24 protein-coding genes and 1 other RNA gene are annotated in these 26,815 nt (G+C 66.7%); 22 read left to right on the top strand and 3 right to left on the bottom strand.

What is annotated here, in order from left to right:
- Positions 1–53: 53 nt before the first annotated feature.
- Positions 54–650, top strand: a complete 597-nt coding sequence (locus ACZ5TO_RS10280) for a GNAT family N-acetyltransferase (RefSeq protein ID WP_464798001.1) — start codon at positions 54–56, stop codon at positions 648–650.
- 19 nt (positions 651–669) lie between these two features.
- Here ACZ5TO_RS10280 and ACZ5TO_RS10275 read toward each other — a convergent pair whose 3' ends face one another.
- The 3 genes from ACZ5TO_RS10275 to ACZ5TO_RS10265 all read right to left on the bottom strand — a co-directional run bounded on the left by ACZ5TO_RS10275 (position 670) and on the right by ACZ5TO_RS10265 (position 3,636).
- Positions 670–1,590: a transglycosylase SLT domain-containing protein gene (locus tag ACZ5TO_RS10275; RefSeq protein ID WP_464798000.1), complete on the bottom strand. Its 921-nt coding sequence runs from the start codon at positions 1,588–1,590 to the stop codon at positions 670–672.
- A gap of 131 nt (positions 1,591–1,721) precedes the next feature.
- Entirely contained in the window at positions 1,722–2,351 is a 630-nt protein-coding gene (locus ACZ5TO_RS10270; RefSeq protein ID WP_464797999.1) for a LysE family translocator, read from the bottom strand.
- Positions 2,352–2,421: 70 nt separating this feature from the next.
- Positions 2,422–3,636, bottom strand: a complete 1,215-nt coding sequence (locus ACZ5TO_RS10265) for a pyrophosphate--fructose-6-phosphate 1-phosphotransferase (protein ID WP_184140211.1) — start codon at positions 3,634–3,636, stop codon at positions 2,422–2,424.
- A gap of 353 nt (positions 3,637–3,989) precedes the next feature.
- Here ACZ5TO_RS10265 and ACZ5TO_RS10260 point away from each other — a divergent pair, with 353 nt between their 5' ends.
- The 21 genes from ACZ5TO_RS10260 (at position 3,990) to ftsA (ending at position 26,813) form a co-directional block, all read left to right on the top strand.
- The gene (locus ACZ5TO_RS10260) at positions 3,990–4,673 is read left to right on the top strand and encodes a TerB family tellurite resistance protein (RefSeq protein ID WP_380777865.1); all 684 of its coding nucleotides are present in this window, start codon (positions 3,990–3,992) and stop codon (positions 4,671–4,673) included.
- Positions 4,670–5,434, top strand: coding sequence for an N-acetylmuramoyl-L-alanine amidase (locus tag ACZ5TO_RS10255; protein WP_464797998.1), 765 nt, complete (start codon positions 4,670–4,672; stop codon positions 5,432–5,434). Before ACZ5TO_RS10260 ends, ACZ5TO_RS10255 begins: the two co-directional genes overlap by 4 nt.
- A 287-nt stretch (positions 5,435–5,721) precedes the next feature.
- Positions 5,722–6,312, top strand: coding sequence for a lytic transglycosylase domain-containing protein (locus tag ACZ5TO_RS10250; RefSeq protein ID WP_464800376.1), 591 nt, complete (start codon positions 5,722–5,724; stop codon positions 6,310–6,312).
- 125 nt (positions 6,313–6,437) lie between these two features.
- Positions 6,438–7,616 carry an NAD(P)/FAD-dependent oxidoreductase gene (locus ACZ5TO_RS10245; protein WP_464797997.1) on the top strand — a complete coding sequence of 393 codons (1,179 nt, stop codon included), beginning with the start codon at positions 6,438–6,440 and terminating at the stop codon, positions 7,614–7,616.
- Positions 7,617–7,657: 41 nt separating this feature from the next.
- Positions 7,658–8,053: RNase P RNA component class A (gene rnpB / locus ACZ5TO_RS10240), an RNA gene on the top strand.
- Between the two features lie 421 nt (positions 8,054–8,474).
- Positions 8,475–8,915: a division/cell wall cluster transcriptional repressor MraZ gene (gene mraZ / locus ACZ5TO_RS10235; RefSeq protein ID WP_464797996.1), complete on the top strand. Its 441-nt coding sequence runs from the start codon at positions 8,475–8,477 to the stop codon at positions 8,913–8,915.
- A 14-nt stretch (positions 8,916–8,929) separates the two neighbouring features.
- On the top strand, positions 8,930–9,955 hold the full coding sequence (gene rsmH, locus ACZ5TO_RS10230; RefSeq protein WP_464797995.1) for a 16S rRNA (cytosine(1402)-N(4))-methyltransferase RsmH: 1,026 nt from the start codon (positions 8,930–8,932) through the stop codon (positions 9,953–9,955).
- Between the two features lie 3 nt (positions 9,956–9,958).
- Positions 9,959–10,348, top strand: a complete 390-nt coding sequence (ftsL, locus tag ACZ5TO_RS10225) for a cell division protein FtsL (protein WP_464797994.1) — start codon at positions 9,959–9,961, stop codon at positions 10,346–10,348.
- Positions 10,348–12,096, top strand: a complete 1,749-nt coding sequence (locus ACZ5TO_RS10220; RefSeq protein ID WP_184140197.1) for a peptidoglycan D,D-transpeptidase FtsI family protein — start codon at positions 10,348–10,350, stop codon at positions 12,094–12,096. The genes ftsL and ACZ5TO_RS10220 overlap by 1 nt, the downstream gene beginning before the upstream one ends.
- Positions 12,097–12,159: 63 nt before the next feature.
- Positions 12,160–13,611 (top strand): UDP-N-acetylmuramoyl-L-alanyl-D-glutamate--2,6-diaminopimelate ligase, encoded by a 1,452-nt coding sequence (locus ACZ5TO_RS10215; RefSeq protein WP_464797993.1) that lies wholly within the window; start codon positions 12,160–12,162, stop codon positions 13,609–13,611.
- Positions 13,608–15,041, top strand: a complete 1,434-nt coding sequence (locus tag ACZ5TO_RS10210) for a UDP-N-acetylmuramoylalanyl-D-glutamyl-2,6-diaminopimelate--D-alanyl-D-alanine ligase (RefSeq protein ID WP_464797992.1) — start codon at positions 13,608–13,610, stop codon at positions 15,039–15,041. The genes ACZ5TO_RS10215 and ACZ5TO_RS10210 overlap by 4 nt, the downstream gene beginning before the upstream one ends.
- 112 nt (positions 15,042–15,153) lie before the next feature.
- Positions 15,154–16,254, top strand: a complete 1,101-nt coding sequence (gene mraY / locus ACZ5TO_RS10205; protein ID WP_184140191.1) for a phospho-N-acetylmuramoyl-pentapeptide-transferase — start codon at positions 15,154–15,156, stop codon at positions 16,252–16,254.
- Between the two features lie 6 nt (positions 16,255–16,260).
- Positions 16,261–17,658 carry a UDP-N-acetylmuramoyl-L-alanine--D-glutamate ligase gene (murD, locus tag ACZ5TO_RS10200; RefSeq protein ID WP_464797991.1) on the top strand — a complete coding sequence of 466 codons (1,398 nt, stop codon included), beginning with the start codon at positions 16,261–16,263 and terminating at the stop codon, positions 17,656–17,658.
- Positions 17,659–17,831: 173 nt separating this feature from the next.
- A complete protein-coding gene (gene ftsW, locus ACZ5TO_RS10195; RefSeq protein ID WP_184140187.1) occupies positions 17,832–18,986 on the top strand; it encodes a putative lipid II flippase FtsW in 1,155 nt (384 codons plus the stop codon).
- A 9-nt stretch (positions 18,987–18,995) separates the two neighbouring features.
- Entirely contained in the window at positions 18,996–20,117 is a 1,122-nt protein-coding gene (gene murG / locus ACZ5TO_RS10190) for an undecaprenyldiphospho-muramoylpentapeptide beta-N-acetylglucosaminyltransferase (RefSeq protein ID WP_464797990.1), read from the top strand.
- Positions 20,114–21,529 carry a UDP-N-acetylmuramate--L-alanine ligase gene (gene murC / locus ACZ5TO_RS10185; RefSeq protein WP_464797989.1) on the top strand — a complete coding sequence of 472 codons (1,416 nt, stop codon included), beginning with the start codon at positions 20,114–20,116 and terminating at the stop codon, positions 21,527–21,529. Before murG ends, murC begins: the two co-directional genes overlap by 4 nt.
- Complete coding sequence (gene murB, locus ACZ5TO_RS10180; RefSeq protein WP_464797988.1) at positions 21,526–22,500, top strand: UDP-N-acetylmuramate dehydrogenase; 975 nt, start codon at positions 21,526–21,528, stop codon at positions 22,498–22,500. The genes murC and murB overlap by 4 nt, the downstream gene beginning before the upstream one ends.
- Positions 22,501–22,646: 146 nt before the next feature.
- Positions 22,647–23,333: an aquaporin Z gene (gene aqpZ, locus ACZ5TO_RS10175; RefSeq protein WP_464797987.1), complete on the top strand. Its 687-nt coding sequence runs from the start codon at positions 22,647–22,649 to the stop codon at positions 23,331–23,333.
- A gap of 317 nt (positions 23,334–23,650) precedes the next feature.
- Positions 23,651–24,577 (top strand): D-alanine--D-alanine ligase, encoded by a 927-nt coding sequence (locus ACZ5TO_RS10170; RefSeq protein WP_184140176.1) that lies wholly within the window; start codon positions 23,651–23,653, stop codon positions 24,575–24,577.
- On the top strand, positions 24,565–25,485 hold the full coding sequence (locus ACZ5TO_RS10165) for a cell division protein FtsQ/DivIB (protein WP_184140174.1): 921 nt from the start codon (positions 24,565–24,567) through the stop codon (positions 25,483–25,485). The genes ACZ5TO_RS10170 and ACZ5TO_RS10165 overlap by 13 nt, the downstream gene beginning before the upstream one ends.
- Positions 25,482–26,813 (top strand): cell division protein FtsA, encoded by a 1,332-nt coding sequence (ftsA, locus tag ACZ5TO_RS10160; protein WP_184140172.1) that lies wholly within the window; start codon positions 25,482–25,484, stop codon positions 26,811–26,813. The genes ACZ5TO_RS10165 and ftsA overlap by 4 nt, the downstream gene beginning before the upstream one ends.
- Positions 26,814–26,815: the final 2 nt, after the last annotated feature.

Here is a 26,815-nt window from a genome sequence, read left to right as displayed (position 1 = left end):
CTACGGGCGCAGCCCTTATAGCATTGTTCAAGCCTTTGGGAACATTCACGGATATGCAGATCAAGACCGTCCATGGACAAGCCGTGACGCCCTATGTCGCGGACCTCGCGCGCCTGCGCACCGAGGTCTTCCGCGCCTTCCCCTATCTCTACGAGGGCAGCGAGGACTACGAGGTCTCCTACCTTCGCACCTACGCGCGGTCGCCGGAAAGCCTCTTCGTGCTGGCGCTCGACGGGGCGCGCATCGTCGGCGCCTCGACGGGGGTGCCGATGGCGGACGCGCCGGACGTCTTCAGGGCGCCTTTCGTCGCGGCCGGGATCGACCCTGCGGGCGTGTTCTATTTCGGCGAATCCGTGCTGCTGGCGCAATATCGGGGCAGGGGGCTCGGCGTGCGCTTCTTCGAGGAGCGCGAAGCCTATGCGCGCCGCCTCGGCCGCTTCGACTGGTGCGCCTTCTGCGCGGTGGAGCGCCCGAAGGACCATCCGTTCCGGCCCGCCGGTTACGTGCCGCTCGACGATTTTTGGGGCAAGCGCGGATACGAGCACCGCGCGGCCCTGCGCACGGTGCTGGAATGGCAGGATATCGGAGAGGCGGGCGAGAGCGGAAAGCCCATGTCGTTCTGGCTGAAACGCGTGCCGGCAGGCGGATGACGGGTGGCGCGAAGAGCGCTTACCGCAGCCCCGTCTCGTCGAGCAGGCCCTTGCGCTTGGCGTGGTAGTAATAGCCGGCGGCGTAGAGGCGGACGGCGCCGTCGTTCTTGTCGTCGGCCACCAGCCAGGCGCCGCGCAGGTACTTGCCGGCATACTTGATGTTCGTCTCGGCGTCGAACAGGCCTTCGGCCGGGCCGTCGAAGCCCATGCTCTTGGCCGTCGCGTACTTGATCTGCATCAGGCCGTAATGGCCGTTGTTGTAAGCCTTGGGATTGTAGCGGCTCTCGCGCTTGACGACCCGGTGCAGGAGCGATTCGGGAATGCCGTAGATCGCGGCGTATTTGGTGATGAGACCGTCGATCGGCGTGCCCGACCTGGTAAAGGCCTGCTGCGGGAGGAGGCCCGCGCGGGTGGTCAGCACCGCATTGCTGAGAAGCGCCGGCTTGGCGATCGGCACGATCTTGTGGGTGGCGACGAGCTGTTCGAGGCCTTCCGGCTCGCCGGTGTCGAAGCCGGGCTCCATGTAGGAGACGCCGCTCACCGTGTCGTAGGACTGCGCCACCGCGGCGACCGGGCTTGCCGCATCGCCCGAATTGCCGGCGAGCGCCGCCGTGGCGGCGGCCGCGTCCGAGACGGGCCTGGCTTCGGCAAGGGCGGAGACCGGAACGGCGGCGTCGTCCAGCGAGGCGACCGCCATCGGCAGGGCGTCGGGCGTGTTTTCCGTGCCCGGCTTGGCGACGGGCAGCACGGCGTAGGCGACTTCCGTCACGGTGCCGTCGGCGGCCGCGAGGTCCGTGGAGGCGGGAGTTTGCGCCGTGGCGGGCGTCACCGTCGTCCTTGCCGTCGCCGTGTCCTCGGCGACGCTCGCGCAGCCGGCGACGGAGGCCAGAAGGCCTGCGCAGGCCAGCGCGGCAAGACGGTGAACGGGGGAATATGCCATGGTCGTCGCTCTCGGTTTGCCGGGATGCGGGGGCGCCGAAACGCCCCGGCTTTGCAAATCAATCGGCCGTGGCCGTGCCCCGCTCATAGCCGATCGGGCGCCGGGCGGCAACCCGCAGGCTTCGCCATGCCTCAGGCGGCGGCCCGCTTGAGGCCGATCGTCAGCAGCCCGGCGCCGATCAGCAGCGTGCCGCCGGTGCGGTTGACCACCTTCTGGACGGAGGGCTTGCGGATGGTCTTGCGCGCCGCGGAGGCGAGGAGCGCATAGAAGAGCGCGTTCAGCGAGCCGAGCGCGAGGAAGGTGGCCTCGAAGATCGCCATCTGCGGCAGGACGGGCTGCGACACGTCGAGGAACTGCGGCAGGAAGGCGACGAAGAAGACGATGCTCTTGGGGTTGAGCGCCGTCACCACATAGGCGTGGGCGAAGATGCGGAAGGGCTTTCCCTCCGTCGGTGCCTCACCCTCGGCGCCGAGCGAGACGGGCGCACGCCACAGCTTGATGCCGAGCCAGACAAGATAGGCCGCGCCCGCCCATTTCAGCACGGTGAAGATCGCGGCGGAGGTGGCGAGCAGCGCGCCGAGGCCGAGCATGGAGGCGGTCATGGCGGTGAAGTCGCCGAGCGCGACGCCGGCGACCGTGGCGCCCGCCGCCTTGCGGCCGTGGCCGAGCGCATAGGAGATGACGAGGAGGATCGTCGGGCCGGGAATGGCCAGCATGACGGCGGAGGCGGCGGCGAAGGCAAGCCAATGGTCGAGCGACATGAAAACTCCCCGGATCGAGTGCGGTCCGGGGAGCAAGCCATTGCGATTTCACGCCGTCAAGCGGGATATTTCAGCCGGCCGGCTTCCATTTCTGGCCGATGGCGTCCATCACCTCGCCGAACCATTTCGCCGAGGTGTCGAAGTGCTTGCCGCCCTTGATGCGCGGGAACTCGATGGTGCGCAGCTTGCCGCCCTGCGCCTCGTCGTGGCCGGTGACGCCGGAGACCTTGTTCAGCGCGCTTTCGACGGCAAGGTCGGTCATGCTCTGGATGAGGCGGAGGTCGTCGCGGTTGGCCGGGGCCGAGCGGGCGTAGTAGCCCGATTTCTGCACCATGGAGCGCTCGGCGCCGAGAAGGGCCGCGAACTGCTTGGAGAACCAGTTGCCGACATTGATCGTGTCGATCTTCACATGGCCGAAGGCGTCGCGCTTGACGGTCTCGCCGGCCGCTTCCCGTTCCGCCACGATGGCGTCGAGGCAGGCGCCTTCCGAGACGAACAGCGTGACGAAGCCGGTGCGGTCCATGACGGCCTTCAGGCGCTCGGCCTCGCCTTCGAGGTTGAAGTCCATCTCCGGCAGGTAGAGGCCGTCGATGTTCTTCAATTGCTTGTTCATCATGAAGCCGTCGACATATTCGTTGCCGCTGGTCTTCTGGATATAGGCCCGTGCGGTGGCGGCGGTGAGCCAGCCGCAATGGCGGCCCATGACCTCGTGCACGACGAGGGTTTTGGGCGCCGCGCTCTGCTCGTTGCTGACATGGTCGAAGAAGCCGGCGCCGACTTCGGCCGCCGTCCAGGCGCCGAGCGACTGGCGGATCGGCACGACGTCGTTGTCGACGGTCTTCGGCAGGCCGACGACGGTGAGGTTGTAGCCGTTCGCGCCGAGATAGGCGGCAAGGTCGGCGGCCGTCGTGTTGGTGTCGTCGCCGCCGATCGTGTGGAGGATGGTGATGCCGTCCTTGGCAAGGCGCTCGGCCGCCACGCGCAGCGGGTTCTCGCCTTCCTTGACGAGGCCGCGCTTCACGCAGTCCGCCGCGTTCGTCAGCTTCACGCGGCTGTTGCCGATGGGCGAGCCGCCGTAGCGATGGAGGAGGGGGGCCTTCTCGCGCATCTCCTTGGTGATGTCGATGCGGTCGGCAAGCAGCAGGCCCTGGTAGCCCGAGCGATAGGCGACGAGCTCGATCTCCGGCGCGACGTCGCTATAGCGTTCGATGAGGCCTCCGACTGCGGACGACAGGCAGGGGGCGAGCCCGCCGGCGGTCAGCATTGCGACTTTCTGCTTGGCCATAATTCCTCCTCGGCTTCAGCACGTCTCGATGGGTGCCGTTGCGGTCTTTGTCTGCGCAGCTCCGCACGCAAAACCGCTCCACACTTTTGCTGGAGTTGCTCCTAGCGCAGAATCCCTTTGAGGGGAACGGCGCGGCGAACTTATCCGCACTCCGTGACGTTTTGACTTCTATGCCTTTCCTGCGAGAATCCGGTATCTCCGCTTCGAATGCATCCACTTATTGAGGGGCATCAAAATTTTGTCATGGCATGTTTCCTGCCTTGCTTTCCCTGCAATTGTCTGATCAAGATCACCTTATGTTCCAGAATTCGAGAACCTGTTTCATCGGTGCCGTGTGGGATCGCCTCGTCGGCATGGTCACTGAGGCCGCCAGCAATGTGCTGTCCGGCGTGGTGGAGGCCGTGCGCACCCTTTTCGAGGGCGACGCGGAGACGCGCCGGCAGGTGGCCTTTTCCGTCGCCATGATCGCGCTTTCGGCCAAGATGGCGAAGGCCGACGGCGTGGTGACGGCCGCCGAGGTCGATGCCTTCAAGGACATCTTCAAGTATCCTGACGACCAGGCGGCCAATGTCGCCCGGCTCTACAACCTCGCCCGGCAGGACGTCGCCGGCTTCGAGGCCTATGCGGAGAAGATGCGGGCGCTGTGCGTCTCCTGCGAGAAGAACTGCCCGATCCTGGAAGACATCGTCGACGGCCTGTTCCACATCGCCAAGGCGGACGGCGTCATCCACGAGAACGAGATGGCCTTCCTTTCCCGCGTGGCGGAGATCTTCGGCATGGCCGAGGAGCGCTTCGAGCAGATCACCGCGCGGCACGTCCATCTCAGCGGGCGCGACCCCTACAAGGTGCTGGGCGTCAAGCCGAGCGACGATTTTTCCGAGATCCGCAAGCGCTACCGCGTGCTTGCCTCGGAGAACCATCCCGACAGGCTGGTGGCGCGCGGCGTGCCGGCCGAGTTCCACCGGATCGCGAACGACCGCATGGCCGCGCTCAACGCCGCCTTCGAGGCGATCGAGAAGGAACGCTGCGCCGCATGAGCGCATTTGTCTGCGACTATTCCGGTGCGACCGCCGCGCCGTCGCCGAATTTCGGCGAGCGGGCGGGAGGGCGGTCCCCGGACATCATCCTCCTGCATTATACCGGCATGGAAACGGCCGACGGCGCGCTGAAATGGCTCCGCGCGCCGGAAAGCCAGGTCTCCTGCCATTACTTCGTGCATGAGGACGGGCGTATCGAGCAGCTCGTCCGCGAGACGGATCGCGCCTGGCACGCCGGAAAGAGCTTCTGGAAGGGCGAGACGGACATCAACTCCGCCTCCATCGGCATCGAGATCGCCAATGCCGGCCATCCCGGCGGGCTGCCGGATTTCCCCGACGCGCAGATCGCGGCGGTCGTCGAACTTTGTCTCGATTGTGGCGGAAGGTGGGGCATTGCCCCCGAACGGGTGCTTGCGCACTCCGACGTGGCCCCCGTCCGCAAGGTCGATCCGGGCGAAAAGTTCCCTTGGGGCCGGCTCCATGAAAAGGGCGTCGGGCACTGGGTCGCGCCGTCGCCGGTCATGGGCGGGCGCTTCTTCCAGCGGGGGGATGCGGGCCAGCCCGTCGAAGCGCTCCAGACCATGCTGTCGCTCTATGGTTACGGCGTTGAAATCGATGGGAATTATTCGGAAAAGACGGAAGGGGCGGTCGCCGCCTTCCAGCGGCATTTCCGGCCCGAGCGGGTGGACGGCATCGCCGATTTCTCCACCATCGACACGCTGCACCGGCTGCTTTCCGCCCTGCCACGGCTGGCCGCCTGACGGGGCCGGTTTCCGGTAATTGTTACCGGCTGTAACGGAAGTTTACCGCTCCGCCACACCCTGACCCGAATGGGCATGTTCTTTCCCTCTGCGTTCGTTGCAGCGCAGCATGCGGTCAGGGCCTGATCGCACTCAACGAGGATCACGACTTTTGCGCAAGGTGCGCGGCGGAGGACGCTGCGCGCCAGGGCTTAGCCTTTGCGCCCATTGGAGACTGGAACTACATGAGAAGACTTCTTGCCGCCCTCGGCGCGGCCTGCCTTTGCGCGTCCGTTTTTTCCGCCGGCATGGCGCATGCGGCGTCCGGCCACAAGACCCAAACGGAGAAGACCCGCCCCCTGTTCCAGGCCAAGGCGAAGGGCAAGGCGAAACCCCACAAGACGGCGGCCAAGCGCCACAAGCGCAAGACGGTGATCGACAAGGACGGCATCATCACCGGCTCGCTGCAGACGTTCAGGAGCACCACCGGCTATCCGAAGGCCGAAAACCCGCTGAAGGAGGGCGTGAAGGTCGCCGGCTATTCGGGCCTCATCCAGTCCTATGCCAAGGCCTACGGCGTGCCGGTCGACCTTGCCCATGCGGTCGTTCGCGTCGAGAGCAATTTCAATCCGCGGGCGCGCGGCAGCGCCGGCGAGATCGGCCTCATGCAGATCAAGCCGGCAACGGCGCGCATGATGGGCTATCGCGGCAGCGCCAAGGGGCTCTACGACCCGGAGACCAACATCAAGTTCGGCATGAAGTACCTTGCCATGGCGCAGGACCTCGGCGACGGCACGACCTGCAGCACCATCCTCAAGTACAATGCCGGCCACGGCGCGCGGCGCATGAACCCGGTCTCCAAGCGCTATTGCGGCAAGGTGCAGGCCCTCATCGACTAGGACCGATCGCCATTCAGCCCAATCCGGCCTGAACTGAATGTCGATCGGTCCTGAGGCGACTTTTCGCAGGCTGGAATCTGCATCCCGCCATGCTATTGGCAGGGATGACAGGTGAGGAGGGCAGGATGCGGCATTTCGATTTCGTCGTCGTCGGCAGGGGCATGATGGGGGCCGCGGCGGCGCGGCATCTTTCGCGCACGGGCGCCTCGGTGGCGCTCGTCGGGCGCGGGGAGCCGGCCGACTGGCAGGCGCATGACGGCGTCTTCGCCAGCCATTACGACAGCGGCCGCATCACCCGCACGATCGACAACGATCCCGACTGGGCGCTGCTCGCCAACCGCTCCATCGCCCGCTATCGCGAAATCGAGGCCGAGAGCGGCATTGCCTTCTACGGCGAGACCGGGTGCCTGATCAGCGGGGCGTCCGGCGGCGCCTTCATCGGCTCGGTGGAGGCCGTCGCAAAGCGCTACGGGCTCGATGCGCCCCTGCTCGGCCGGGCGGAGCTTGGTCGCCGCTTTCCCTGGTTCGCGCTGCCGGAAACCTCCTCCGGCGTCTTCGAGGCGAAGGGGGCGGGCTATGTCGATCCGCGCAAGCTGGTCGCCGCGCAGGTCGCCTGCCTGGAAAAGGCCGGCGGCGTGCCGATCCTCGACGAGGCCCTTTCCGTGACGGAAACCGGCGACCGCGCGACCGTGGCGCTGAAATCCGGCGGTTCGGTCACGGGCGGGCGCGTGCTCGTTGCGACCGGCGGCTTCTCGCGGGCGCCGGGGCTTTTGCCGAAGGTGCCGGCGCTGGTCGTCAAGGCGCGGACGGTCGTGCTGGCGCAGTTGACGCCCGGGCAGGCGGAGGCCTTTTCCGGCATGCCCTCGTGGATCGACGAGAGCGGCGATCCATCCGACCACTTCTACTTCCTGCCGCCCATCGTCTATCCCGACGGCAATCCCTACCTCAAGATCGGCGGCGACCCGACGGAGATCGAGCTCGGCGAGGAGCAGGCAATCCGCGACTGGTTCCGTGGGCAAGGCGATCCCGGGGCGGTCGCCCATCTGAAGCGACTTCTCGCCCGCTCCATTCCGGGCCTCGATCCGGTGCGCCTCGTCTCCGTTCCGTGCGTGACGACCTATACGGTGCACGGCTATCCCTATGCCGGCTTCGTGGAGGGCGAGCGCATCGCGCTCATGACCGGCGGCAACGGGGCGGCGGCGAAGAGTTCTGACGAGATCGGTCGCGTCGGCGCGGACCTTCTCCTTCGCGGCCGGCCCGACGAGCCGGATTATGCGACGGATTTCGCCGTTCATTTTCGCTGAGGCTCTGGTCTTTCCTGTCGGTATCGGCTAGGCAGCGCCTGCCAGTTGGCCGGGCAGCCGCGCCTTGCAAGGGTCGAAAGGCCGCAGGGTGAGGAAAGTCCGGGCTCCACGGAAACACGGTGCCGGATAACGTCCGGCGGGGGCGACCCCAGGGAAAGTGCCACAGAAAGCAAACCGCCTTCCTTGGAAGGTAAGGGTGAAAGGGTGGGGTAAGAGCCCACCGCGGTCCTGGCGACAGGGCCGGCACGGTAAACCCCACCGGGAGCAAAACCGAATAGGGATGACGCGGGCCGCGCAAGCGGTCCAGCCTGTTTCCGGGCCGGTCATCCGGGTGGGTTGCAAGAGGCCGGGCGCAAGTCCGGTCCCAGATGAATGGCTGCCACGTTCCGGCGAAAGCCGGAGCCATACAGAACCCGGCTTACAGGCCAACTGGCAAAAATCTCCTTCCCTTGCGAAGTTTTTTCGCGGCGCGCCAAGGCGCTGAATTCCTTGGGGTTCGCGCGCGCCTTGCAGCGCGGCGAATTGCGCGCGGGCGCTGTCCCGCCTCGTGCAAATCCAAGGCGTTGAACGGCGTTTCCTAACCTTTTGTTAAACTTAACGGCTTATAAACGATTGGAGGTCCGAAGACGGGAGACGAGGTCTCTTCCCATTGACGCCCATATGGTCCCATGGTATCCCAAAATCGCACTGCACGAGGACGCATGAGCGTCCGATCATCGCAAACCTTTGAGGTCGACCGGCTGGGGACGGTGAGGCGCTTTTGCGCCGCGCCGAGGCTGGATTGCGGGCGCAGTGTTGTGTCGGTTATGTCGGGGCGGATGCACAGCGTCCCGGCGGGGGAAGCGGCTGTATCGCGTCATGACCCGGTTCCTGTCCAATGCGACGAACAGGATAGATGCCAAGGGGAGGGTTTCCGTTCCCTCGGCATTCCGTTCCGTCCTGTCGCAACGGGACATCCGGGAACTTTATTGCTTCCAGGATTTCATGTTTCCGGCCATCAGCGTCGGCGGCCCGGATCTGCTCGATCGTCTCGAGCGCCAGATCGCCAGCGAGGACGCTTTTGCGCCGAGGGCCAACCGGATGTCGCTCCTCATTCACGGGGGCGGCGTCTTCATGAAGCTCGATTCGGAGGGGCGCCTGCCGGTCACGGATTTCATCCGGGACTATACGGGCATCACGACGGACGTGACCTTTGTCGGTCGGGCGGATCATTTTCAGCTCTGGGCACCGCAGACATTCCTAGCCACGCAGGCGGCTGCCCGGGAAGAGTTCAGGACGCGAGGTCTGGGCTCGGAGTAAGACGGAGAATCGGAATGGCGGCGGATCTTGGCGGAGGTTCTACTGATGCCGATGGCGGACCGGTCCGTCACATTCCGGTTCTTCTCTCCGAGGTCATCGAGGCGCTCGCGCCGAGGCCCGGCGCCGTCATCCTCGACGGCACGTTCGGGGCCGGCGGCTATACGTCGGCGATCCTGACTGCCGGCGCCAACGTCATCGCGCTCGACCGCGACCCGACGGCCATCGAGGGCGGGCAGGGGCTGGTAAAGGCCTCCGGCGGCCGACTTTCGCTCATCCATTCGCGCTTTTCCGATCTTGCCGACCACGCGCCCGCAGGCGGGCTCGACGGCGTCGTGCTGGATATCGGCGTCTCCTCCATGCAGATCGACGAGGCCGAGCGCGGCTTCTCCTTCCAGAAGAACGGCCCGCTCGACATGCGCATGTCCGCCTCCGGTGTCTCGGCCGCCGACGTGGTGAACCGCGCGAAGGTCTCCGACCTCGCCCGCATCTTCGGCTTCCTCGGCGAGGAGAAGCAGGCCGGCCGCATCGCCCGCGCCATCGAGAAGGCGCGCGAGAAGGAGCCCTTCGCCACGACGCGGCAGCTCGCCAACCTCATCGAGCTCACGACCCCGCGCAAGGCCAAGGACAAGATCCATCCGGCAACGCGCGTCTTCCAGGCGCTGCGCGTCTTCGTCAACGACGAGCTCGGCGAGCTCGCCCGCGCGCTGATCGCCGCCGAGCGCGCGCTGAAGCCCGGCGGGCGGCTCGTCGTCGTCTCCTTCCATTCGCTGGAGGACCGCATCGTCAAGAAGTTCTTCCAGGATCGCTCCGGCAAGGCCGCGGGCTCCCGGCACCTGCCGGAGGTTCACGACCGCGCCGCAACCTTCGCACCAGTCGGGCGCCCTATGGTGGCGGCCGGCGACGAGGAGAGCGCGGTCAACCCGCGCGCACGATCCGCGAAGCTGAGAGCAGGCGAGCGCACCAGCGCCCCCGCCGGGACGGATGATCTGTCCATTTTCAACCTGCCCAACCTTGCCGGCCTCGAGAAGATGGGAAGCTGAGTGATGTTCCGTACCCTTGATGTCGTGATGATCGCCGTCATGACCGCAGCAGCAACCGTCACCTATTCGATCAAGCACCAGGCCGACAACAAGCTCGAAGAGGTGCGCAAGCTCGATGCCGAGATCAAGCTGGAGGAGGACACGATCGACCTCCTGAAGGCCGACTGGGCGCTGGCGACCCAGCCGAACCGGCTCGAGCGCCTCGTGCAGATATTCGAGGGCGACCTGAAGCTCGTTCCGACCGAATCGACCCAGCTCGCCCAGCCGAACGAGCTGCCGATGCCCGTCGCCGAGCTGCCGGCGCTTCCCGCGGAGAAGGACGACGAGGTCGCCAAGGCCAAGACGCCCGCCTCGGGCACGGATGCAATCCAGACCGGATCGGTGGCGCGCTGATGTCCTTCCTTTCCCGCATCATGGTCGTCAAGAGCAAGGCGCACTTCAACGCCGGCGGCAACAACAACCGTTCGGCCGGCGCCGGCGGCCAGTCCTTCGAGGGCACGCGCAAGCGCTCCGGCTCGCAGGCCCGCAGCCGCGTCGCCGTCATGATCTGCTGCTTCGGCGTCGCCTATGCCGTCATCGGCGGCCGCCTCGTGCAGTACGGCATGGCCTCGCCCGAGACCGTTTCCTCGATCAGCCCGGCCGACCGCCTGATGGCCTCGCGCCCGGACATCGTCGACCGCAACGGCGAGATCCTCGCCACCGACATCCGCACCGTCTCGCTCTATGCCGAGCCGAACAGGATCGTCGACGCCGACGAGGCCGTCGAGATGCTCGCCACCGTGCTGCCGGACCTCGACCGGCGCGACATCTACCGCAAGCTCACCTCCAAGAGCCGCTTCCAGTGGTTGAAGCGCCAGTTGACGCCCAAGCAGCAGAGCCGCATCCTGGCGCTCGGCATTCCCGGCGTCGGCTTCCGGCCGGAAAAGCGCCGCTTCTATCCGGGCGGCCCCACGGCCTCGCACATCGTCGGCTACGTCAATATCGACAACCGCGGCATCTCCGGCATGGAGCGCTACATCGACAACCAGGGCCTTGCCGACCTTGCCGCCATCGGCATGACGAGCGACGCCAAGCTGGAGCCGGTGCGCCTTTCCATCGACCTTCGCGTGCAGGCGATCGTGCGCGACGTCGTCAAGGACGGCATGGAGAAGTACAAGGCCATCTCGGCCGGCGCCGTGGTGCTGAACGTGCATACCGGCGAAGTCCTCGGCATGGCCTCCTATCCCGACTTCGACCCGAACAACCCGGCCGAAGGCGCCGAGGAGGGCTGGCTGAACCGCATGTCGAACGGCACGTTCGAGATGGGCTCGACCTTCAAGAGCTTCACGCTCGCCATGGCGCTCGATTCGGGCAAGGTAAAGCTCACCGACAGCTTCGACGCCAGCAAGCCCATCCGCATCGGCGGCTTCACCATCCACGACTTCCACGGCAAGCACCGCGTCCTGACGGTGCCGGAGATCTTCCAGTATTCCTCCAATATCGGCACGGCCAAGATGGCCGACGTCATCGGCATCGAGGGGCACAAGGAATTCCTCACCCGCATGGGCCTGCTGACGCGGCTCGAAACCGAGCTTCCCGAGGTCAAGACGCCGAGCCAGCCGGCCGTCTGGAAGAAGATCAACTCGATCACCATCTCCTACGGCCACGGTGTCTCGACGACGCCGCTGCAGACGGCCGTCGCCGCCGCCGCGCTCCTCAACGGCGGCAAGCTCATCAACCCGACCTTCCTGCCGCGCAGCCGCGAGGAGGCCGACGAGATCGCCAAGATGGTCGTCAAGCCGTCGACGGTGGACGCGATGCGCTACCTCTACAAGCTGAACGGCAACGACGGCTCCGGCCGCAACGCGCTCGTTCCCGGCTTCAATGTCGGCGGCAAGACGGGCACGGCCAACAAGGTGGTGAACGGGCGTTATTCCAACACGCTCAACTTCAACGCCTTCGTTTCGGGCTTCCCCATCGACAACCCGGATTACGTGGTCCTGACCTTCATCGACGCCCCGCAGACGGGCAAGGGCGGCGGGCGCACCGCCGGCAGCAACGCCGCCCCGATGGTGGGCGAGATCATCCGCCGTTCCGCCGCGCTTCTCGGTGTAAAGCCGAAATTCGGTGACGACGGCTCTGCCTTGCTTGTGTCTTATTGAACGGAGAAGACGGGACGCCGATTCGGAGGCGAAACGGCTGCCAACAGAAAGACAGAGCGGACAATGAAGATCAGTGACCTTGCCGGACCCGAAATCGCACTTCCCGATGCCGTCGCCGCGACGGACGTGACGGGCATTGCCAGCGATAGCCGCAAGGTGAAACCGGGCGATCTCTTCGTCGCCCTCTCCGGCACCAAGGCCGACGGCAGCGCGTTCGTCGCCGATGCCGTTTCGCGCGGGGCCGCCGCCGTCGTCGTTGCGGCCGGAACGTCGGTCGATGCGTCCGTGCCGGTCGTCGCGGTCAGGGAGCCCCGCCGCTTCCTCGCCCTTGCCGCCGCCCGCTTCTACGGCCGCCAGCCGGAAACCATGGTCGCCGTCACCGGCACGGCGGGCAAGACCTCCGTCGCCGCCTTCACGCGGCAGATCTGGGCGCATGCCGGCCATGCCGCGGCGATGATCGGCACGACGGGCGTCGTCGCGCCCGGCCGCAACGACTACGGCTCGCTGACGACGCCGGACCCCGTCTCGCTGCATGCGCTGCTCGCCGAGCTGGCCGATGCCGGCGTCACCCATGCCGCGATGGAGGCCTCCAGCCACGGCCTCGACCAGTCGCGCCTCGACGGCGTGAAGCTTTCCGCCGGCGCCTTCACCAATCTCGGCCGCGACCACATGGACTACCATCCGACGGTCGAGCACTACATGGCCTCCAAGATGCGGCTCTTCGATACGCTGCTGCCGAAGGGCGCGCCCGCCGTCGTCTATGCCGACGACGAATGGTCGGGCACGGCGATCGACACGGCCCGCAAGGCGGGCTGCGACGTGCGCACGGTCGGCCGCAAGGGCGACTATCTGGCGCTGAAGCGCGTCGAGCACTTCCGCCACAAGCAGACCGCCGAGATCCATGTCGGCGGCGACATCTTCGAAGTGCACATTCCGCTCGCCGGCGATTTCCAGGTGGCCAACGCGCTCGTCGCGGCCGGCCTTGCCATGTCGACCGGCGTTCCCGCCGCAACCGCGATGGCCGCGCTCGAAAAGCTGGTCGGCGCTTCCGGCCGGCTCGAACTGGTGGGACACGCGAAGAACGGCGCGCTCGCCTATGTCGACTATGCGCACAAGCCGGATGCGCTGGAGAACGTGCTGACCTCCGTGCGCCCCTTCACGACGGGCCGCGTCATCGTGGTCTTCGGCTGCGGCGGCGACCGCGACAAGGGCAAGCGGCCGATCATGGGCGAGATCGCCACGCGCCTTGCCGACGTGGTGATCGTCACCGACGACAATCCGCGCTCGGAAGTGCCGGCCGTCATCCGCTCCGAGATCATGGCTGCCGCGAAGGGCGCGACCGAGATCGGCGACCGCGCGGAGGCGATCCGCAGCGCCGTCGGCATGCTGCAGGCGGGTGACACGCTGATCGTCGCCGGCAAGGGACACGAGGAGGGCCAGACCGTCGGCTCCGTGACGCTGCCCTTTTCCGACCATGCCGAGCTCGGCAAGGCACTGGAGGAGAGCGCACGGTGACATGGCTCTGGACAAGCGCTGATCTCGTCGCGGCCATGAACGGCCGCCCCATCGGCAACCTGCCGCAGGGCGTGACCGGCATTTCCATCGACAGCCGCGGCATCACGCCGGGCGAGGCCTTCTTCGCCATCAAGGGCGACCGGGTCGACGGCCACGATTTCGCAAGCCTTGCCGTTGCCAACGGCGCGGCGCTGCTCGTCGTCAGCGAGGCGAAGCTCCCCGCGCTCGGCCGCCTCGTCTCGCCGATGATCGTCGTGCCGGACGTGCTGCAGGCGCTGGTGGACCTCGGCTGCGCGGCGCGCGACCGCACGGCCGCCCGCATCATCGCCGTCACCGGCTCGGTCGGCAAGACGACGACCAAGGAGATGCTGCGCCAGGCGCTTGCGCCATCCGGCAGCGTGCACGCCTCGGTCGCCTCCTTCAATAACCATTGGGGCGTGCCGCTGACGCTTGCCCGCATGCCCGAAACAACGGATTTTGGCATCTTCGAGATCGGCATGAACCATGCCGGCGAAATCCGCCCGCTCGTTTCCATGGTGCGCCCGCATATCGCGATGGTGACGACCATCGCCCCGGCCCATCTCGGCAATTTCCGTGACCTCGAGGAGATCGCCGCCGCCAAGGCCGAGATTTTCGAGGGCGTGGTGCCGGGCGGCCATGCGCTCATCAACCGCGACAACGAGCAATATGCCTTCCTCGAAAAGGCCGCGCGCGCGGCGGGCGTCTCGCATATCCATGGCTTCGGCGCGGACCCGAAGGCCGAGTTCCGCCTGCTCGATTTCGTGAGCGGGCCAGAAGGCAGCCTGCTGCGCGCCGCCATCGGCAACCAGACGCTGGAAGTGCCGATGGGCGCACCCGGCCGGCATATCGCGGAAAATGCCGTCGCCGTGCTCGGCGCGGTGCATCTTGCCCATGGCGATATCGAGAAGGCGATGGCCGGCCTTGCCACCATGCAGGCGGAAAAGGGCCGCGGCCGGCGCTACCGGCTGGCAAAGGACGGCGGCTGGTTCACGCTGATCGACGAGAGCTACAACGCCAACCCCACCTCGATGCGCGCGGCCATCGCGCTCCTGCGCGACGCCGATCCGCACGGACAGGGCCGGCGCATCGCCGTGCTCGGCGACATGCTGGAGATGGGCGAGCATTCGCCCGCCGTCCATGCCGGCCTTGCCGAGCCGCTCGCCGAGGCGGGCATTGCCACCGTCTGGCTCGGCGGCCCGGACATGGCGGCGCTGCGCGACGCGCTGGCGGAGCCTATCGAGACGACCTACCGCGAAACGGCCGACGAGCTCGCCGCCCATGCGCTGGAAAGCGTGCGGCCGGGCGACGTCCTCGTCGTCAAATCGTCGAAGGGCACGGGCTTCAGCCGCATCGTTGCGGCCCTGCTTGACAAATACCAGCCGTTCCCGGAGAGGGAAGGCCGGAGTTGAGGAGGTTCGGCCGGGCAGACGCCCGCCGGACCTTCTTTTTATGTGATCTGCTTCCCATCCCGGCCCGTCACGCCGCGGATGCTTCAAGGAACCTTTTGGGGAAAGGGTGACAATGCTGCTTTGGCTCGTCGAGCTGGCGAACACCATCCAGGTGTTCAACCTGTTCCGCTACATTACCTTCCGGACAGGCGCCGCGCTGTTCACCTCGGCCACCATCGTCTTCCTGTTCGGGCCGATGATCATCTCCTCCCTGCGCATCCGCCAGGGCAAGGGCCAGCCGATCCGCGCCGACGGGCCGCAGACGCATTTCAAGAAGGCCGGCACGCCCACCATGGGCGGCCTGATGATCCTTGCCGGCATCGTCGGCAGCGCGCTGCTGTGGGCGGACCTTTCCAACGTCTATGTCGTCGCCACGCTCCTCGTCACGCTCGGCTTCGGCGCCATCGGCTTCTACGACGACTATCTCAAGGTCACCAAGCAGACGGAGAAGGGCTTTTCGGGCAAGGCGCGCCTCGGCCTCGAATTCCTGATCGCCGGCATCGCCACCTATTTCATGATGCGCGCCTCGATGTCTGCCGGGGCTTCCGGCTCGACCTTCGCCTCGTCCATCGCCTTTCCCTTCGCCAAGGACCTCCTCGTCAACCTCGGCATCTTCTTCGTGCTGTTCGGCGGCTTCGTCATCGTGGCGGCCGGCAATGCGGTGAACCTGACGGACGGGCTCGACGGGCTCGCCACCGTTCCCGTGATGATCTCGGCGGCGGCCTTCGGCCTCATCGCCTATCTCGCCGGCAACGCGGTCTTCGCCAACTACCTGCAGATCCATTTCGTGCCCGGCACGGGCGAGCTTGCCGTGGTGCTCGGCGCGGTCATCGGCGCCGGTCTCGGCTTCCTGTGGTTCAACGCGCCGCCGGCCGCCATCTTCATGGGCGATACGGGCTCGCTCGCCCTCGGCGGGCTCATCGGCTCGGTCGCCGTCGCCACCAAGCACGAGATCGTCATGGCCATCATCGGCGGCCTCTTCGTCATGGAGACCCTGTCGGTCATCATCCAGGTCGGCTCGTTCAAGCTCACGGGCAAGCGCGTCTTCCTCATGGCGCCGATCCACCATCACTTCGAGAAGAAGGGATGGACGGAGAGCCAGGTCGTCGTGCGCTTCTGGATCATCTCGGTCGTGCTGGCGCTGGTCGGCCTTTCCACGCTCAAGCTGCGGTAAGGTGCCATGATCCCCGTCACCACCTACAAGGGGAAGTCGGTCGCGCTCTTCGGGCTCGGCGGCTCGGGCCTTGCGACGGCGCTGGCGCTCGCCGCGGGCGGGGCGGACGTCACCGCCTGGGACGACAATCCGGCAAGCGTCGAAAACGCCTCGGCCGCGGGCGTGAAGACCGGCGACCTCCGGGCGCTGGACTGGAGCGCGCTCGACGCACTGGTGCTCTCGCCCGGCGTGCCGCTGACCCATCCCAAGCCCCACTGGAGCGCGGACCTTGCGCGCGCGGCGGGCGTCGAGATCGTCGGCGACGTCGAGCTCTTCGTGCGCGAGCGGCGCGCCCATGCGCCGGACTGCCCCTTCGTCGCCATCACCGGCACCAACGGCAAGTCGACCACCACGGCGCTGATCGCCCATATCCTCAAGGCGAGCGGGCGGGACACGCAGCTCGGCGGCAATATCGGCACGGCCGTGCTGACGCTCGATCCACCCAAGGCGGGCCGCTTCTACGTGGTCGAGTGCTCGTCCTACCAGATCGACCTCGCGCCGACGCTGAACCCTTCCGCCGGCATTCTCCTCAACCTCACACCCGACCATCTCGACCGGCACGGCTCCATGCAGCACTATGCCGACGTCAAGGAACAGCTGGTCGCGGCGAGCGACACCGCCATCGTCGGCGTTGACGATACCTTTTGCACGAGGATCGCCGACCGCGTGGAGCGGACCGGCACGAAGGTCGTGCGCATCTCGAAGCGCAACGTAGTGGCCGACGGTATCTTTGCCGACGGCGCGCGCCTTCTTCTGGCGCAAGGCGGAACGACGCGCGAGATCGCGGACCTTTCCGCCATCCAGACGCTGCGCGGCAGCCACAATGCGCAGAACGCGGCGGCGGCCGTCGCGGCCTGCCTTGCGGTCGGCGTCAGTGAGGACGAGATCCGCGCCGGTCTTGCCTCCTTCCCGGGGCTGAAGCACCGCATGCAGCCGGTCGGCCGGCGGGGCGGCACGCTCTTCGTCAACGATTCCAAGGCGACGAACGCGGATGCGGCCGCGCCCGCCCTTTCGAGCTTCGAGCGCATCTACTGGATCGCCGGCGGCGTTGCGAAGGAGGGCGGCATTGCGTCGCTCGGCGGCTTCTTCCCGAAGATCGCGAAAGCCTATCTCATCGGCGAGGCGGCGCCGGCCTTCGCCGCGACCTTGGGCGAGGCCGTGCCCTTCGAGATTGCCGGCACGCTGGAGCGCGCGGTGGCCGATGCGGCGGCGGATGCGGAAAAAGACGGAAGCGGCGGCATCGCCGTGCTGCTTTCCCCGGCTTGCGCAAGCTTCGACCAGTACAAGAACTTCGAAGTCAGAGGCGATGCCTTCGTGAAGCATGTCGCGGCGCTGCCGGGCGTTACCATGCTGATCGAGGTTTAGGATGGTGCCGGGGTTCGTTTCGCTCCCTGCCTCTCCTTCGTCATCCTCGGGCTTGACCCGAGGATCCATTCACGCCGCGGGTGCCGCGTGGATCCTCGGGTCAAGCCCGAGGATGACGGAGGGAGGGGGAGGAGAGACGAAAGCCCGATACCGCTCAACGAAGGGATTTGATCATGGTTAGCCGAGCCGAACGCGGTGCACTTGCGGACTGGTTCTGGACGATAGACCGCTTCTTCCTGGCGGCCTTCATCCTCCTGATGGGGGTGGGCTTCATGCTGTCCTTCGCGGCGAGCCCGGCGGTTGCCGAGCGCATCGGCCTCGACAGCTTCCACTTCGTCAAGCGCCATGCGCTCTTCCTCCTGCCGGCCATCGCCGTCATGCTCGGCATCTCCTTCCTTACGCCCCGCCAGGTGCGGCGGGCGGCGATGATCCTGCTCATCCTCTCGCTCGGGGCCATGGTGCTGGCGCTGTTCTTCGGCGTCGAGGTCAAGGGCTCGCGGCGCTGGATCTCCATCGGCAGCTTCTCCGTCCAGCCGTCGGAATTCATGAAGCCGGCCTTCGTCATCGTCTGCGCCTGGCTCTTCGCCGAACACGCCCGCCAGCCGGAAATCCCCGGCAACCTCTTCGCCATCATCCTCTTCGGCATCGTCGCTGCGCTCCTCATCGCCCAGCCCGACCTCGGCCAGACGATCCTGACCGCCGCCGTCTGGGGCGGCATGTTCTTCATGGCCGGCATGCCGTGGCTGTGGATCATCGTGCTCGGCGGCGCGGGGGCCGGCGGCCTGCTGACGGCCTATACGCTCCTGCCGCACGTCGCCGCGCGTATCGACAAGTTCATGACGGGCGAGGGCGACACGTTCCAGATGGACACGGCCCGCGAGGCGTTGATCCGCGGCGACTGGTTCGGCCAGGGGCCGGGCGAGGGCATCATCAAGCGCATCATCCCCGACAGCCATACCGACTTCATCTTCTCCGTCGCGGCGGAGGAGTTCGGCATCGTCTTCTGCATGGTCATCGTGGCGATCTTCGCCTTCGTGGTGATGCGCGGCCTCAATCATGCCTTCAAGGAGCGCAACGATTTCACCCGTTTCGCCGTCGCGGGCCTCGTCCTGCAGATCGGCATCCAGTCGATGATCAATATCGGCGTGAACCTCGAACTGCTGCCGGCCAAGGGCATGACGCTGCCGCTCATTTCCTACGGCGGCTCCTCGATGATCGCCATCTGCGTGACCGCCGGCTTCATCCTGGCGCTGACCCGCCACCGGCCGGAAAAGCGCGCCTCCGAGCGCAGCCTCTTCCGCAGCGGTATCGTGGCGCCGGCCGAATAAGGGTTTGAAATGGACAAGGGCATCGTTCTTCTTGCCGCCGGGGGCACCGGCGGCCATCTTTTTCCGGCGGAGGCGCTGGCGCATGAGCTGAAGGCCGGCGGCTGGGCGGTGCATCTCGTCACCGACAGCCGCGCCGAGCGTTTTGCCGGCAAGTTCCCCGCCGACGAGATCCATGTCGTTCCCTCCGCGACCATCGGCTCGAAGAATCCGGTCAGCGTGGCCAAATCCCTCTTCACGCTGTGGCGGGGCATGCGGGCGGCGCGCCGGCTGCTGGCGCGGCTGAAGCCGAAGGTCGTCGTCGGCTTCGGCGGCTATCCGACCCTGCCGCCGCTGCTGGCAGCCACCGGCATGGGCATTCCCTCGATAATCCACGAGCAGAATGCCGTCATGGGCCGCGCCAACAAGGCGCTCGCCGCGCGCGTGAAGGCGATCGCCGGCGGCTTCCTGCCCGAGACGGGCGGCCAATACGCCGACAAGACCGTGACGACGGGCAATCCCGTGCGCCCCGCCGTGCTGGAGGCCGCGGGCATTCCCTACGAAGCCTCGGCGGAGGGGGCGTTCCGCCTCGTCGTCTTCGGCGGAAGCCAGGGCGCGCAGTTCTTCTCCAAGGCCATTCCCTCCGCCATTGCCGCGTTGGAGCCGCAGGACCGGGCGCGGCTCGTCATCACCCAGCAGGCGCGGCCGGAAGACCGCGACGAGGTGGTGCGCAGCTATGCCGATCTCGCCATCCCGGCGGAGGTCTCGCCCTTCTTCACCGACATGGCAGCGCGCATCGGCCATGCCCATCTCGTCATCAGTCGCTCCGGCGCCTCGACCGTTTCCGAGGTCTCGGTGATCGGCCGGCCGTCGATCCTCGTGCCCTATCCGCACGCGCTCGACCATGACCAGGCGGCCAATGCCGCAGCCCTTGCCGCCGGCGGCGGGGCGAAGGTGATCCAGCAGTCCGAGCTTTCGACGGAGCGCCTTGCCGGCATCGTCTCCAGGGCGATGCACGATCCTTCGGGCATGGCGGCGATGGCCGCGAATGCCAGAAAGGCGGGCAAACCGGACGCCGCGCGCTTGCTCGCCTCGATGGTTGAGGCTATTGCGGGCGGAAAGACGATCGCAGAATTCAAGGGAGAACGGCCATGAAGATGCCGCAGAGCATAGGGCTCGTTCATTTCATCGGCATCGGCGGCATCGGCATGAGCGGCATTGCCGAAGTGCTGCACAATCTCGGCCATCGCGTGCAGGGCTCCGACCAGGCGGACAGCGCCAACGTGCAGCGCCTGCGCGACAAGGGCATCGAGGTCTTCGTCGGCCACAAGGCGGAAAATCTCGGCGATGCGGAAGTCGTCGTCGTCTCCACCGCCATCAGGAAGAACAATCCGGAACTGATCGCGGCGCGCGAAAAGCTGCTGCCGGTTGTGCGCCGTGCGGAAATGCTCGCCGAGCTGATGCGCTTCCGCAATGCCATCGCCATCGGCGGCACGCACGGCAAGACGACGACGACCTCGATGGTCGCGACGCTCCTGGAAGCCGGCGGGCTCGACCCGACCGTCATCAACGGCGGCATCATCAACGCCTACGGCACCAATGCCCGCATGGGCGAGGGCGAGTGGATGGTGGTGGAGGCCGACGAATCGGACGGCACCTTCCTGAAGCTGCCGGCCGACATCGCCGTCGTCACCAATATCGACCCCGAGCATCTCGACCACTACGGCAATTTCGATGCCGTGCGCGCGGCCTTCCGCCAGTTCGTCGAGAACGTGCCCTTCTACGGCTTCGGCGTCATGTGCCTCGACCATCCGGAGGTGCAGGCGATGGTCAGCCGCATCGAGGACCGCAAGGTCATCACCTACGGCGAGAACCCGCAGGCCGACGTGCGCTTCTCCAACATCCGCATGGACGGCGCGACGTCGGTCTTCGACGTGGAGATTCGCCGCCGCCGCACCGGCCAGGTGATCTCGCTGAAGGACCTGCGCCTGCCGATGCCCGGCCGCCACAACGTCTCCAACGCCACGGCCGCCATCGCCGTCGCCCAGCGCCTCGGCATCGCGCCGGAAGCAATCGCCAGGGGGCTTGCGAGCTTCGGCGGAGTGAAGCGCCGCTTCACGCTCACCGGAAGCTGGAGCGGCGTCAGTGTTTATGACGACTACGGCCACCACCCGGTCGAGATCAAGGCAGTGCTGCGCGCGGCGCGCGAAGCCTGCTCCGGCCGGATCATCGCGGTCCACCAGCCGCACCGCTACAGCCGCGTCGCGAGCCTCTTCGAGGAATTCGCCGGCTGCTTCAACGATGCCGACACGATCATGATCGCGCCGATCTACGCGGCGGGCGAGGACCCCGTCGAGGGCGTCAGCGCGGAAGAGCTGGTTTCCCGCATCAAGTCCGCCGGCCACCGCGATGCACGCTTCCTTTCCGGGCCGGAGGCGTTGGCCTCCACCGTCGCCGGCATTGCAAAGCCCAGCGATTTCGTGGTTCTCTTGGGCGCTGGCAGCATCACCTATTGGGCACAGGCGCTGCCGAAGGAACTGGCAGGCATTTCGGGTGAGGTGGCATGAAGACGGTTGACGGGGCAAAACTTCTGGCGTCGCTGGGCGAGGGCATCAAGGAGGTCCGCGGACGCCTGACGCCGGATGCCCCGATGGACCGCGTGACGTGGTTCCGCGCCGGCGGCCTTGCCGAGCTGATGTTCCACCCGCACGACGTCGACGACCTCGTGACCTTCCTCAAGCTGCTGCCGGAAGAGGTGCCGCTGACGGTGACGGGCGTCGGCTCGAACCTCCTCGTGCGCGACGGCGGCATTCCGGGCGTCGTCATCCGCCTTTCGGCCAAGGGCTTCGGCGATGTCGAGCTTGCCGGCGAGAACCGCATCAAGGCGGGCGCGATCTGCCCGGACAAGAACATCGCCGCCATGGCGCTCGACCACGGCATTGCCGGCTTCGAGTTCTATTACGGCATTCCCGGCTCCATCGGCGGGGCGCTGCGCATGAATGCCGGCGCCAATGGCGGGGAGACCAAGGACCTCGTGGTGGAAGTCCACGCCGTCGACCGCAAGGGCGAGCGGCATGTGCTTTCCAATGCGGACATGGGCTATACCTACCGCCATTCCGCAGCGCCCGCCGATCTCATCTTCACCCATGCCGTCTTCGAGGGGCAGGCGGGTGAGAAGAACGAGATCCGCGCCAAGATGGACGCCGTGCGCCAGCACCGCGAGACCGTCCAGCCGATCCGCGAGAAGACGGGCGGCTCGACCTTCAAGAACCCGGAAGGCCATTCGGCCTGGAAGCTCATCGACGAGGCGGGCTGCCGCGGGCTGATGATCGGCGGCGCGCAGATGTCGCCGATGCACTGCAACTTCATGATCAACACGGGGCAGGCGACCGGCTACGAGCTGGAATATCTCGGCGAAACCGTGCGCAGCCGCGTGCTGGAGCATTCCGGCATCGTGCTGCAATGGGAAATCAAGCGTCTCGGCAATTTCATGCCGGGCTATGAGGTAAAGGAATTCCTCGGCCGCGCAACGGCCTGATTCTCTCTCCTTGCTGGGGAGTTCGGCGCCGCCGGAGGGCGCCCGCACTCCCTCTCCCCCAACAGGCAAGTCCATCGAAAACCGTTTGGAGCCGCGCCAGCCGCGCGGCCGGGCCCTGCCGTGCGGGGCTCCAGTTGGGGGCATTCATGTTCAGGAAACTCTCCGCCGAGTTCATCGGCACGTTCTGGCTCATCTTCATCGGCAGCGGCAGCGGCATACTGGCCGCGACCTTCGCCGGGATCGGCATCGGCATCGTCGGCATCTCGCTTTCCGCCGGCATCGCGCTGATGGCGATGATCTATGCGATCGGCGGCGTCTCCGGCGGCCACATGAACCCTGCCGTCTCCGTGGGGCTGGCCGTCGCGGGAAAATTCCCCGCCGGCCATGTGCTGCCCTATGCGCTGGCGCAGGTGGCGGGCGCGACCGCGGCGGCGGCGATGCTGTACCTCGTCGCCTCCGGCAGGGCCGGCTTCGTGGCGGGCGGCTTCGGCGCGAACGGCTATGGCGAGCTCTCGCCGGGCGGCTATTCGCTGACGGCGGGCTTCGTGGCCGAGGTGGTGCTGATGGTCCTCTTCGTCTTCATCATCCTCGGCTCGATCCACGACCGCGCGCCTGCGGGCTTCGCGCCGATCTCCATCGGCCTCAGCCTGACGGCGATCAACCTCGTCTCCATCCCGGTCACCAACACCTCGCTGAACCCGGCGCGCTCGACCGGCCTTGCGCTCTTCGCCGAGACGGGCGCGCTCTCGCAGCTCTGGCTGTTCTGGGTGGCGCCGATGGCGGGCGCGGTGATCGGCGCGCTCGTCTGGAAGGCGGTCGGCGAGGCGCGCTGAACCGGGCTCATCCGTGCGTTTGAACGGGGCTCCGCCGTGGCTGGGCCTTTTCGCGTCTTGCGGCGGCACAGGCGCCTTTCGGCGACGCTTCCCCTTGCGTCAGGCTCAACTCTCTGATTCCAGAAGGAGAATCGAAGCGTTCCTTGATTCGGCGCCCGGAAAATTCGTTCCGCGCCGGGCCGGGTTAACGAAAGTAAACGCTTCATTAACCTTAATCAGGCTCTAGTGGTCCCACCTCGCTCGCCGAGTCGGATCCGGAACCGATCAGGTCCGCGCAAGCGACGGGGAACAGAGTGCGGAATTCAGTCGAGGGTTCTATGAGCGTAAAGCATGTCGCGGTGCTGATGGGTGGTTTTTCGTCGGAACGGCCGGTGAGCCTTTCCTCGGGGAACGCCTGCGCCGACACGCTGGAGGCCGTCGGCTACAGGGTCACGCGGGTCGATGTCGGCCATGACGTCGCCAGCGTCCTTGCCGAGCTGAAGCCCGACGTCGCCTTCAATGCGCTGCACGGTCCCTTCGGCGAGGACGGCACCATCCAGGGCATCCTCGAATATCTCGAAATCCCCTATACCCATTCCGGCGTGCTTGCGTCCGCACTTGCGATGGACAAGGCGCAGGCGAAGATCGTCGCCAGGGCCGCCGGCATTCCCATCGCCGAGCAGCGGCTGATGAACCGCTTCGATTTCACCTCGGCCCATCCGATGAAGCCGCCCTATGTGGTCAAGCCGGTGCGCGAGGGCTCGTCCTTCGGCGTCGTCATGGTCAAGGAAGACCAGTCGCATCCGCCGCAGATCATCACCTCCTCGGAGTGGCGCTACGGCGATGCCGTCATGGTGGAGCGCTACGTCTACGGCCGGGAACTCACCTGCGGCGTCATGGGCGACGTCGCCCTCGGCGTCACCGAGGTGATCCCGCAGGGGCACGCCTTCTACGACTACGATTCCAAATATGTGAAGGGCGGCTCGAAACACGTCATCCCGGCGCAGATTTCACCGAATATTTACCAAAAAGTACAAACACTCGCGCTCAAGGCGCATCAAGCGATCGGGTGCCGTGGCGTCAGCCGTTCCGACTTCCGCTACGACGACCGCTTCTCCGAGAATGGCGAGCTTATCTGGCTGGAGGTCAACACCCAGCCCGGCATGACCCCGACCTCGCTGGTGCCCGAAATGGCCGTCCATGCCGGCCATTCCTTTGGTGAATTCTTGAGCTGGATGGTGGAGGACGCGTCGTGCTTGCGTTGAGCGTCAGAAAGACGAGGGTGCGTCCCGCCGGGCTTGCCGAGGCGGAAGCCGGCCGCGTGCTGCCGCGCCCGCTGCGCCGCATCGTCCGCTTCCTCGTCAGCCTTGCGGCCGGCCGCATCCATATCCCGCGCCACACCGGCAGCGTCGCGACCGCGCTGTTCCTCGGCGCGACGGGTCTTTACGGCATGTCCCTCGGCGGCCATTCGCAGGATTTTGCCGAAGCCTCGACGACCGCGATGGGCTTTGCCATCGAGGACGTGAAGGTTTCGGGCAACCGCGAGACCTCGGAGATCGACATTCTCGAGCGCCTCGACCTCGACGGCACGACCTCGCTGGTCGCGCTCGACGTCAACGAGGCCCGCCGCAAGCTTGCCGAGCTGCCCTGGGTCGAGGACGTCTCGGTGCGCAAGGTCTATCCCGGCACGATCGAGATCGCGCTGAAGGAGCGCGAGGCCTTCGCGATCTGGCAGCACGGCGAAGATCTTTCCCTGATCGAGAAGAACGGCAGCGTGATCGCGCCGCTGCGCGACAACAAGTTCTCCACGCTGCCGCTCTTCGTCGGCCGCGACGCGGAAACGGCCGCCGCCGGCTTTGCCGCCGAATTCGACAGCTGGCCGGACATCAAGTCGCGGGTGAAGGCCTATATCCGGGTCGCCGGGCGGCGCTGGGACCTCCAGCTCCACAACGGCATCGTCGTGAAGCTGCCGGAGCACAACGTGCCGCGCGCCATGGATGAGCTCGCGACGCTGGAAAGCGAGCAGGGGCTCCTGGAGCGCGATATCGCCGCCGTGGACCTGCGCCTCGACGACCGCACGACCATCCGCCTGACGGAAGGGGCGCTGGAACGCCGCAACGTGGCGGTCGAGCAGAGGGCCAAGGAGCTGAAGAAGGCAGCGAAGCGCACATGAGCATTTTCGGTTCCTCCCATTTCGGCCTGCCGCGCTTGAAGCCGCTTTCCTCCAAGCGCGCCCATGTCGTTTCCGTGCTCGACATCGGCTCCACCAAGGTCGTCTGCATGATCGGCCGGCTGACGCCGCGCGCCGAGAGCGAGATCCTTCCGGGCCGCACGCACAATGTCGAGATCATCGGCATCGGCCACCAGAAATCCCGCGGCGTGAAGAACGGCGTGATCACCGACCTCGACGCGGCCGAAAGCGTCGTGCGCCTTGCCGTCGATGCGGCCGAGCGCATGGCGGGCCTCACCATCGAAAGCCTGATCGTCAACGTCTCGGCCGGGCGCCTGCAGAGCGACGTCTATACCGCGACCATCGACCTCGGCGGGCAGGAGGTCGACGCCAACGACCTTCGCAAGGTGCTCGCCGTCGCCGGCCAGCAGTCGCTGCGCCAGGACCGCGCCATCCTCCATTCGCTGCCGACGGGCTTTTCGCTCGACGGCGAGCGCGGCATCCGCGATCCGCTCTCCATGTTCGGCGACGTGCTCGGCGTCGACATGCATGTGCTGACGGCAGAACGCACCTCGCTGAAGAACCTGGAGCTCTGCATCAACCGCGCGCACCTTTCCGTCGAAGGCATGGTGGCGACACCCTATGCGAGCGGCCTCTCGGCCCTCGTCGACGACGAAGTCGAGCTCGGCTGTGCCTGCATCGACATGGGCGGCGGCACGACGACCATCTCCGTCTTCGCCGAAGGCAAGCTGGTGCATTCCGACGCGGTCTCGCTCGGCGGCCACCACGTCACGACGGACCTTGCGCGCGGCCTTTCGACCCGCATCGAGGATGCCGAACGCCTCAAGGTCGTCCACGGCTCGGCCCTGCCGAATGCCGGCGACGAACGCGACATCATCACCGTGCCGCCGATCGGCGAGGACGACCGCGACCAGCCGACCCATGTGCCGCGCTCGCTCATCTCGCGCATCGTTCGTGCGCGCATCGAGGAGACGCTGGAGCTCATCCGCGACCGCATCCAGCGCTCCGGTTTCTCGCCGATCGTCGGGAAACGGATCGTGCTGACGGGCGGCGCGAGCCAGCTCACGGGCCTGCCGGAAGCGGCCCGCCGCATCCTTGCCCGCAACGTGCGCATCGGCCGTCCGCTCGGCGTCTCCGGCCTGCCGACGGCGGCCAAGGGACCGGCGTTTTCGACGGCGGTCGGCCTCATGATCTATCCGCAGGTCGCGGAACTGGAAGAACACGCTGTGCAGGGCGGCATGCTCTCGCAGCTCACGGGTGGCAACGGCCGCATCGCCCGCATGGGCCAGTGGCTGAAGGAAAGTTTCTGACG

It is taken from the genome of Shinella sp. Sh6 (assembly GCF_055392685.1).
This window is presented reverse-complemented; position numbering and strand designations above follow the sequence as displayed.

Coding starts and splice junctions, on each gene's coding strand:
- ACZ5TO_RS10220 (WP_184140197.1), top strand. CDS start 10,348: ATGTCCTTCCTTTCCCGCATCATGGTCGTCAAGAGCAAGGCGCACTTC.
- ACZ5TO_RS10265 (WP_184140211.1), bottom strand. CDS start 3,636: ATGGCCAAGCAGAAAGTCGCAATGCTGACCGCCGGCGGGCTCGCCCCC.
- ACZ5TO_RS10280 (WP_464798001.1), top strand. CDS start 54: ATGCAGATCAAGACCGTCCATGGACAAGCCGTGACGCCCTATGTCGCG.
- murD (WP_464797991.1), top strand. CDS start 16,261: ATGATCCCCGTCACCACCTACAAGGGGAAGTCGGTCGCGCTCTTCGGG.
- ACZ5TO_RS10275 (WP_464798000.1), bottom strand. CDS start 1,590: ATGGCATATTCCCCCGTTCACCGTCTTGCCGCGCTGGCCTGCGCAGGC.
- rsmH (WP_464797995.1), top strand. CDS start 8,930: ATGGCGGCGGATCTTGGCGGAGGTTCTACTGATGCCGATGGCGGACCG.
- murC (WP_464797989.1), top strand. CDS start 20,114: ATGAAGATGCCGCAGAGCATAGGGCTCGTTCATTTCATCGGCATCGGC.
- ftsW (WP_184140187.1), top strand. CDS start 17,832: ATGGTTAGCCGAGCCGAACGCGGTGCACTTGCGGACTGGTTCTGGACG.
- ACZ5TO_RS10170 (WP_184140176.1), top strand. CDS start 23,651: ATGAGCGTAAAGCATGTCGCGGTGCTGATGGGTGGTTTTTCGTCGGAA.
- ACZ5TO_RS10270 (WP_464797999.1), bottom strand. CDS start 2,351: ATGTCGCTCGACCATTGGCTTGCCTTCGCCGCCGCCTCCGCCGTCATG.
- ACZ5TO_RS10255 (WP_464797998.1), top strand. CDS start 4,670: ATGAGCGCATTTGTCTGCGACTATTCCGGTGCGACCGCCGCGCCGTCG.
- murB (WP_464797988.1), top strand. CDS start 21,526: ATGAAGACGGTTGACGGGGCAAAACTTCTGGCGTCGCTGGGCGAGGGC.
- ftsL (WP_464797994.1), top strand. CDS start 9,959: ATGTTCCGTACCCTTGATGTCGTGATGATCGCCGTCATGACCGCAGCA.
- mraZ (WP_464797996.1), top strand. CDS start 8,475: ATGACCCGGTTCCTGTCCAATGCGACGAACAGGATAGATGCCAAGGGG.
- aqpZ (WP_464797987.1), top strand. CDS start 22,647: ATGTTCAGGAAACTCTCCGCCGAGTTCATCGGCACGTTCTGGCTCATC.
- ACZ5TO_RS10250 (WP_464800376.1), top strand. CDS start 5,722: ATGGCGCATGCGGCGTCCGGCCACAAGACCCAAACGGAGAAGACCCGC.
- mraY (WP_184140191.1), top strand. CDS start 15,154: ATGCTGCTTTGGCTCGTCGAGCTGGCGAACACCATCCAGGTGTTCAAC.
- ACZ5TO_RS10245 (WP_464797997.1), top strand. CDS start 6,438: ATGCGGCATTTCGATTTCGTCGTCGTCGGCAGGGGCATGATGGGGGCC.
- ftsA (WP_184140172.1), top strand. CDS start 25,482: ATGAGCATTTTCGGTTCCTCCCATTTCGGCCTGCCGCGCTTGAAGCCG.
- murG (WP_464797990.1), top strand. CDS start 18,996: ATGGACAAGGGCATCGTTCTTCTTGCCGCCGGGGGCACCGGCGGCCAT.
- ACZ5TO_RS10215 (WP_464797993.1), top strand. CDS start 12,160: ATGAAGATCAGTGACCTTGCCGGACCCGAAATCGCACTTCCCGATGCC.
- ACZ5TO_RS10260 (WP_380777865.1), top strand. CDS start 3,990: ATGGTCACTGAGGCCGCCAGCAATGTGCTGTCCGGCGTGGTGGAGGCC.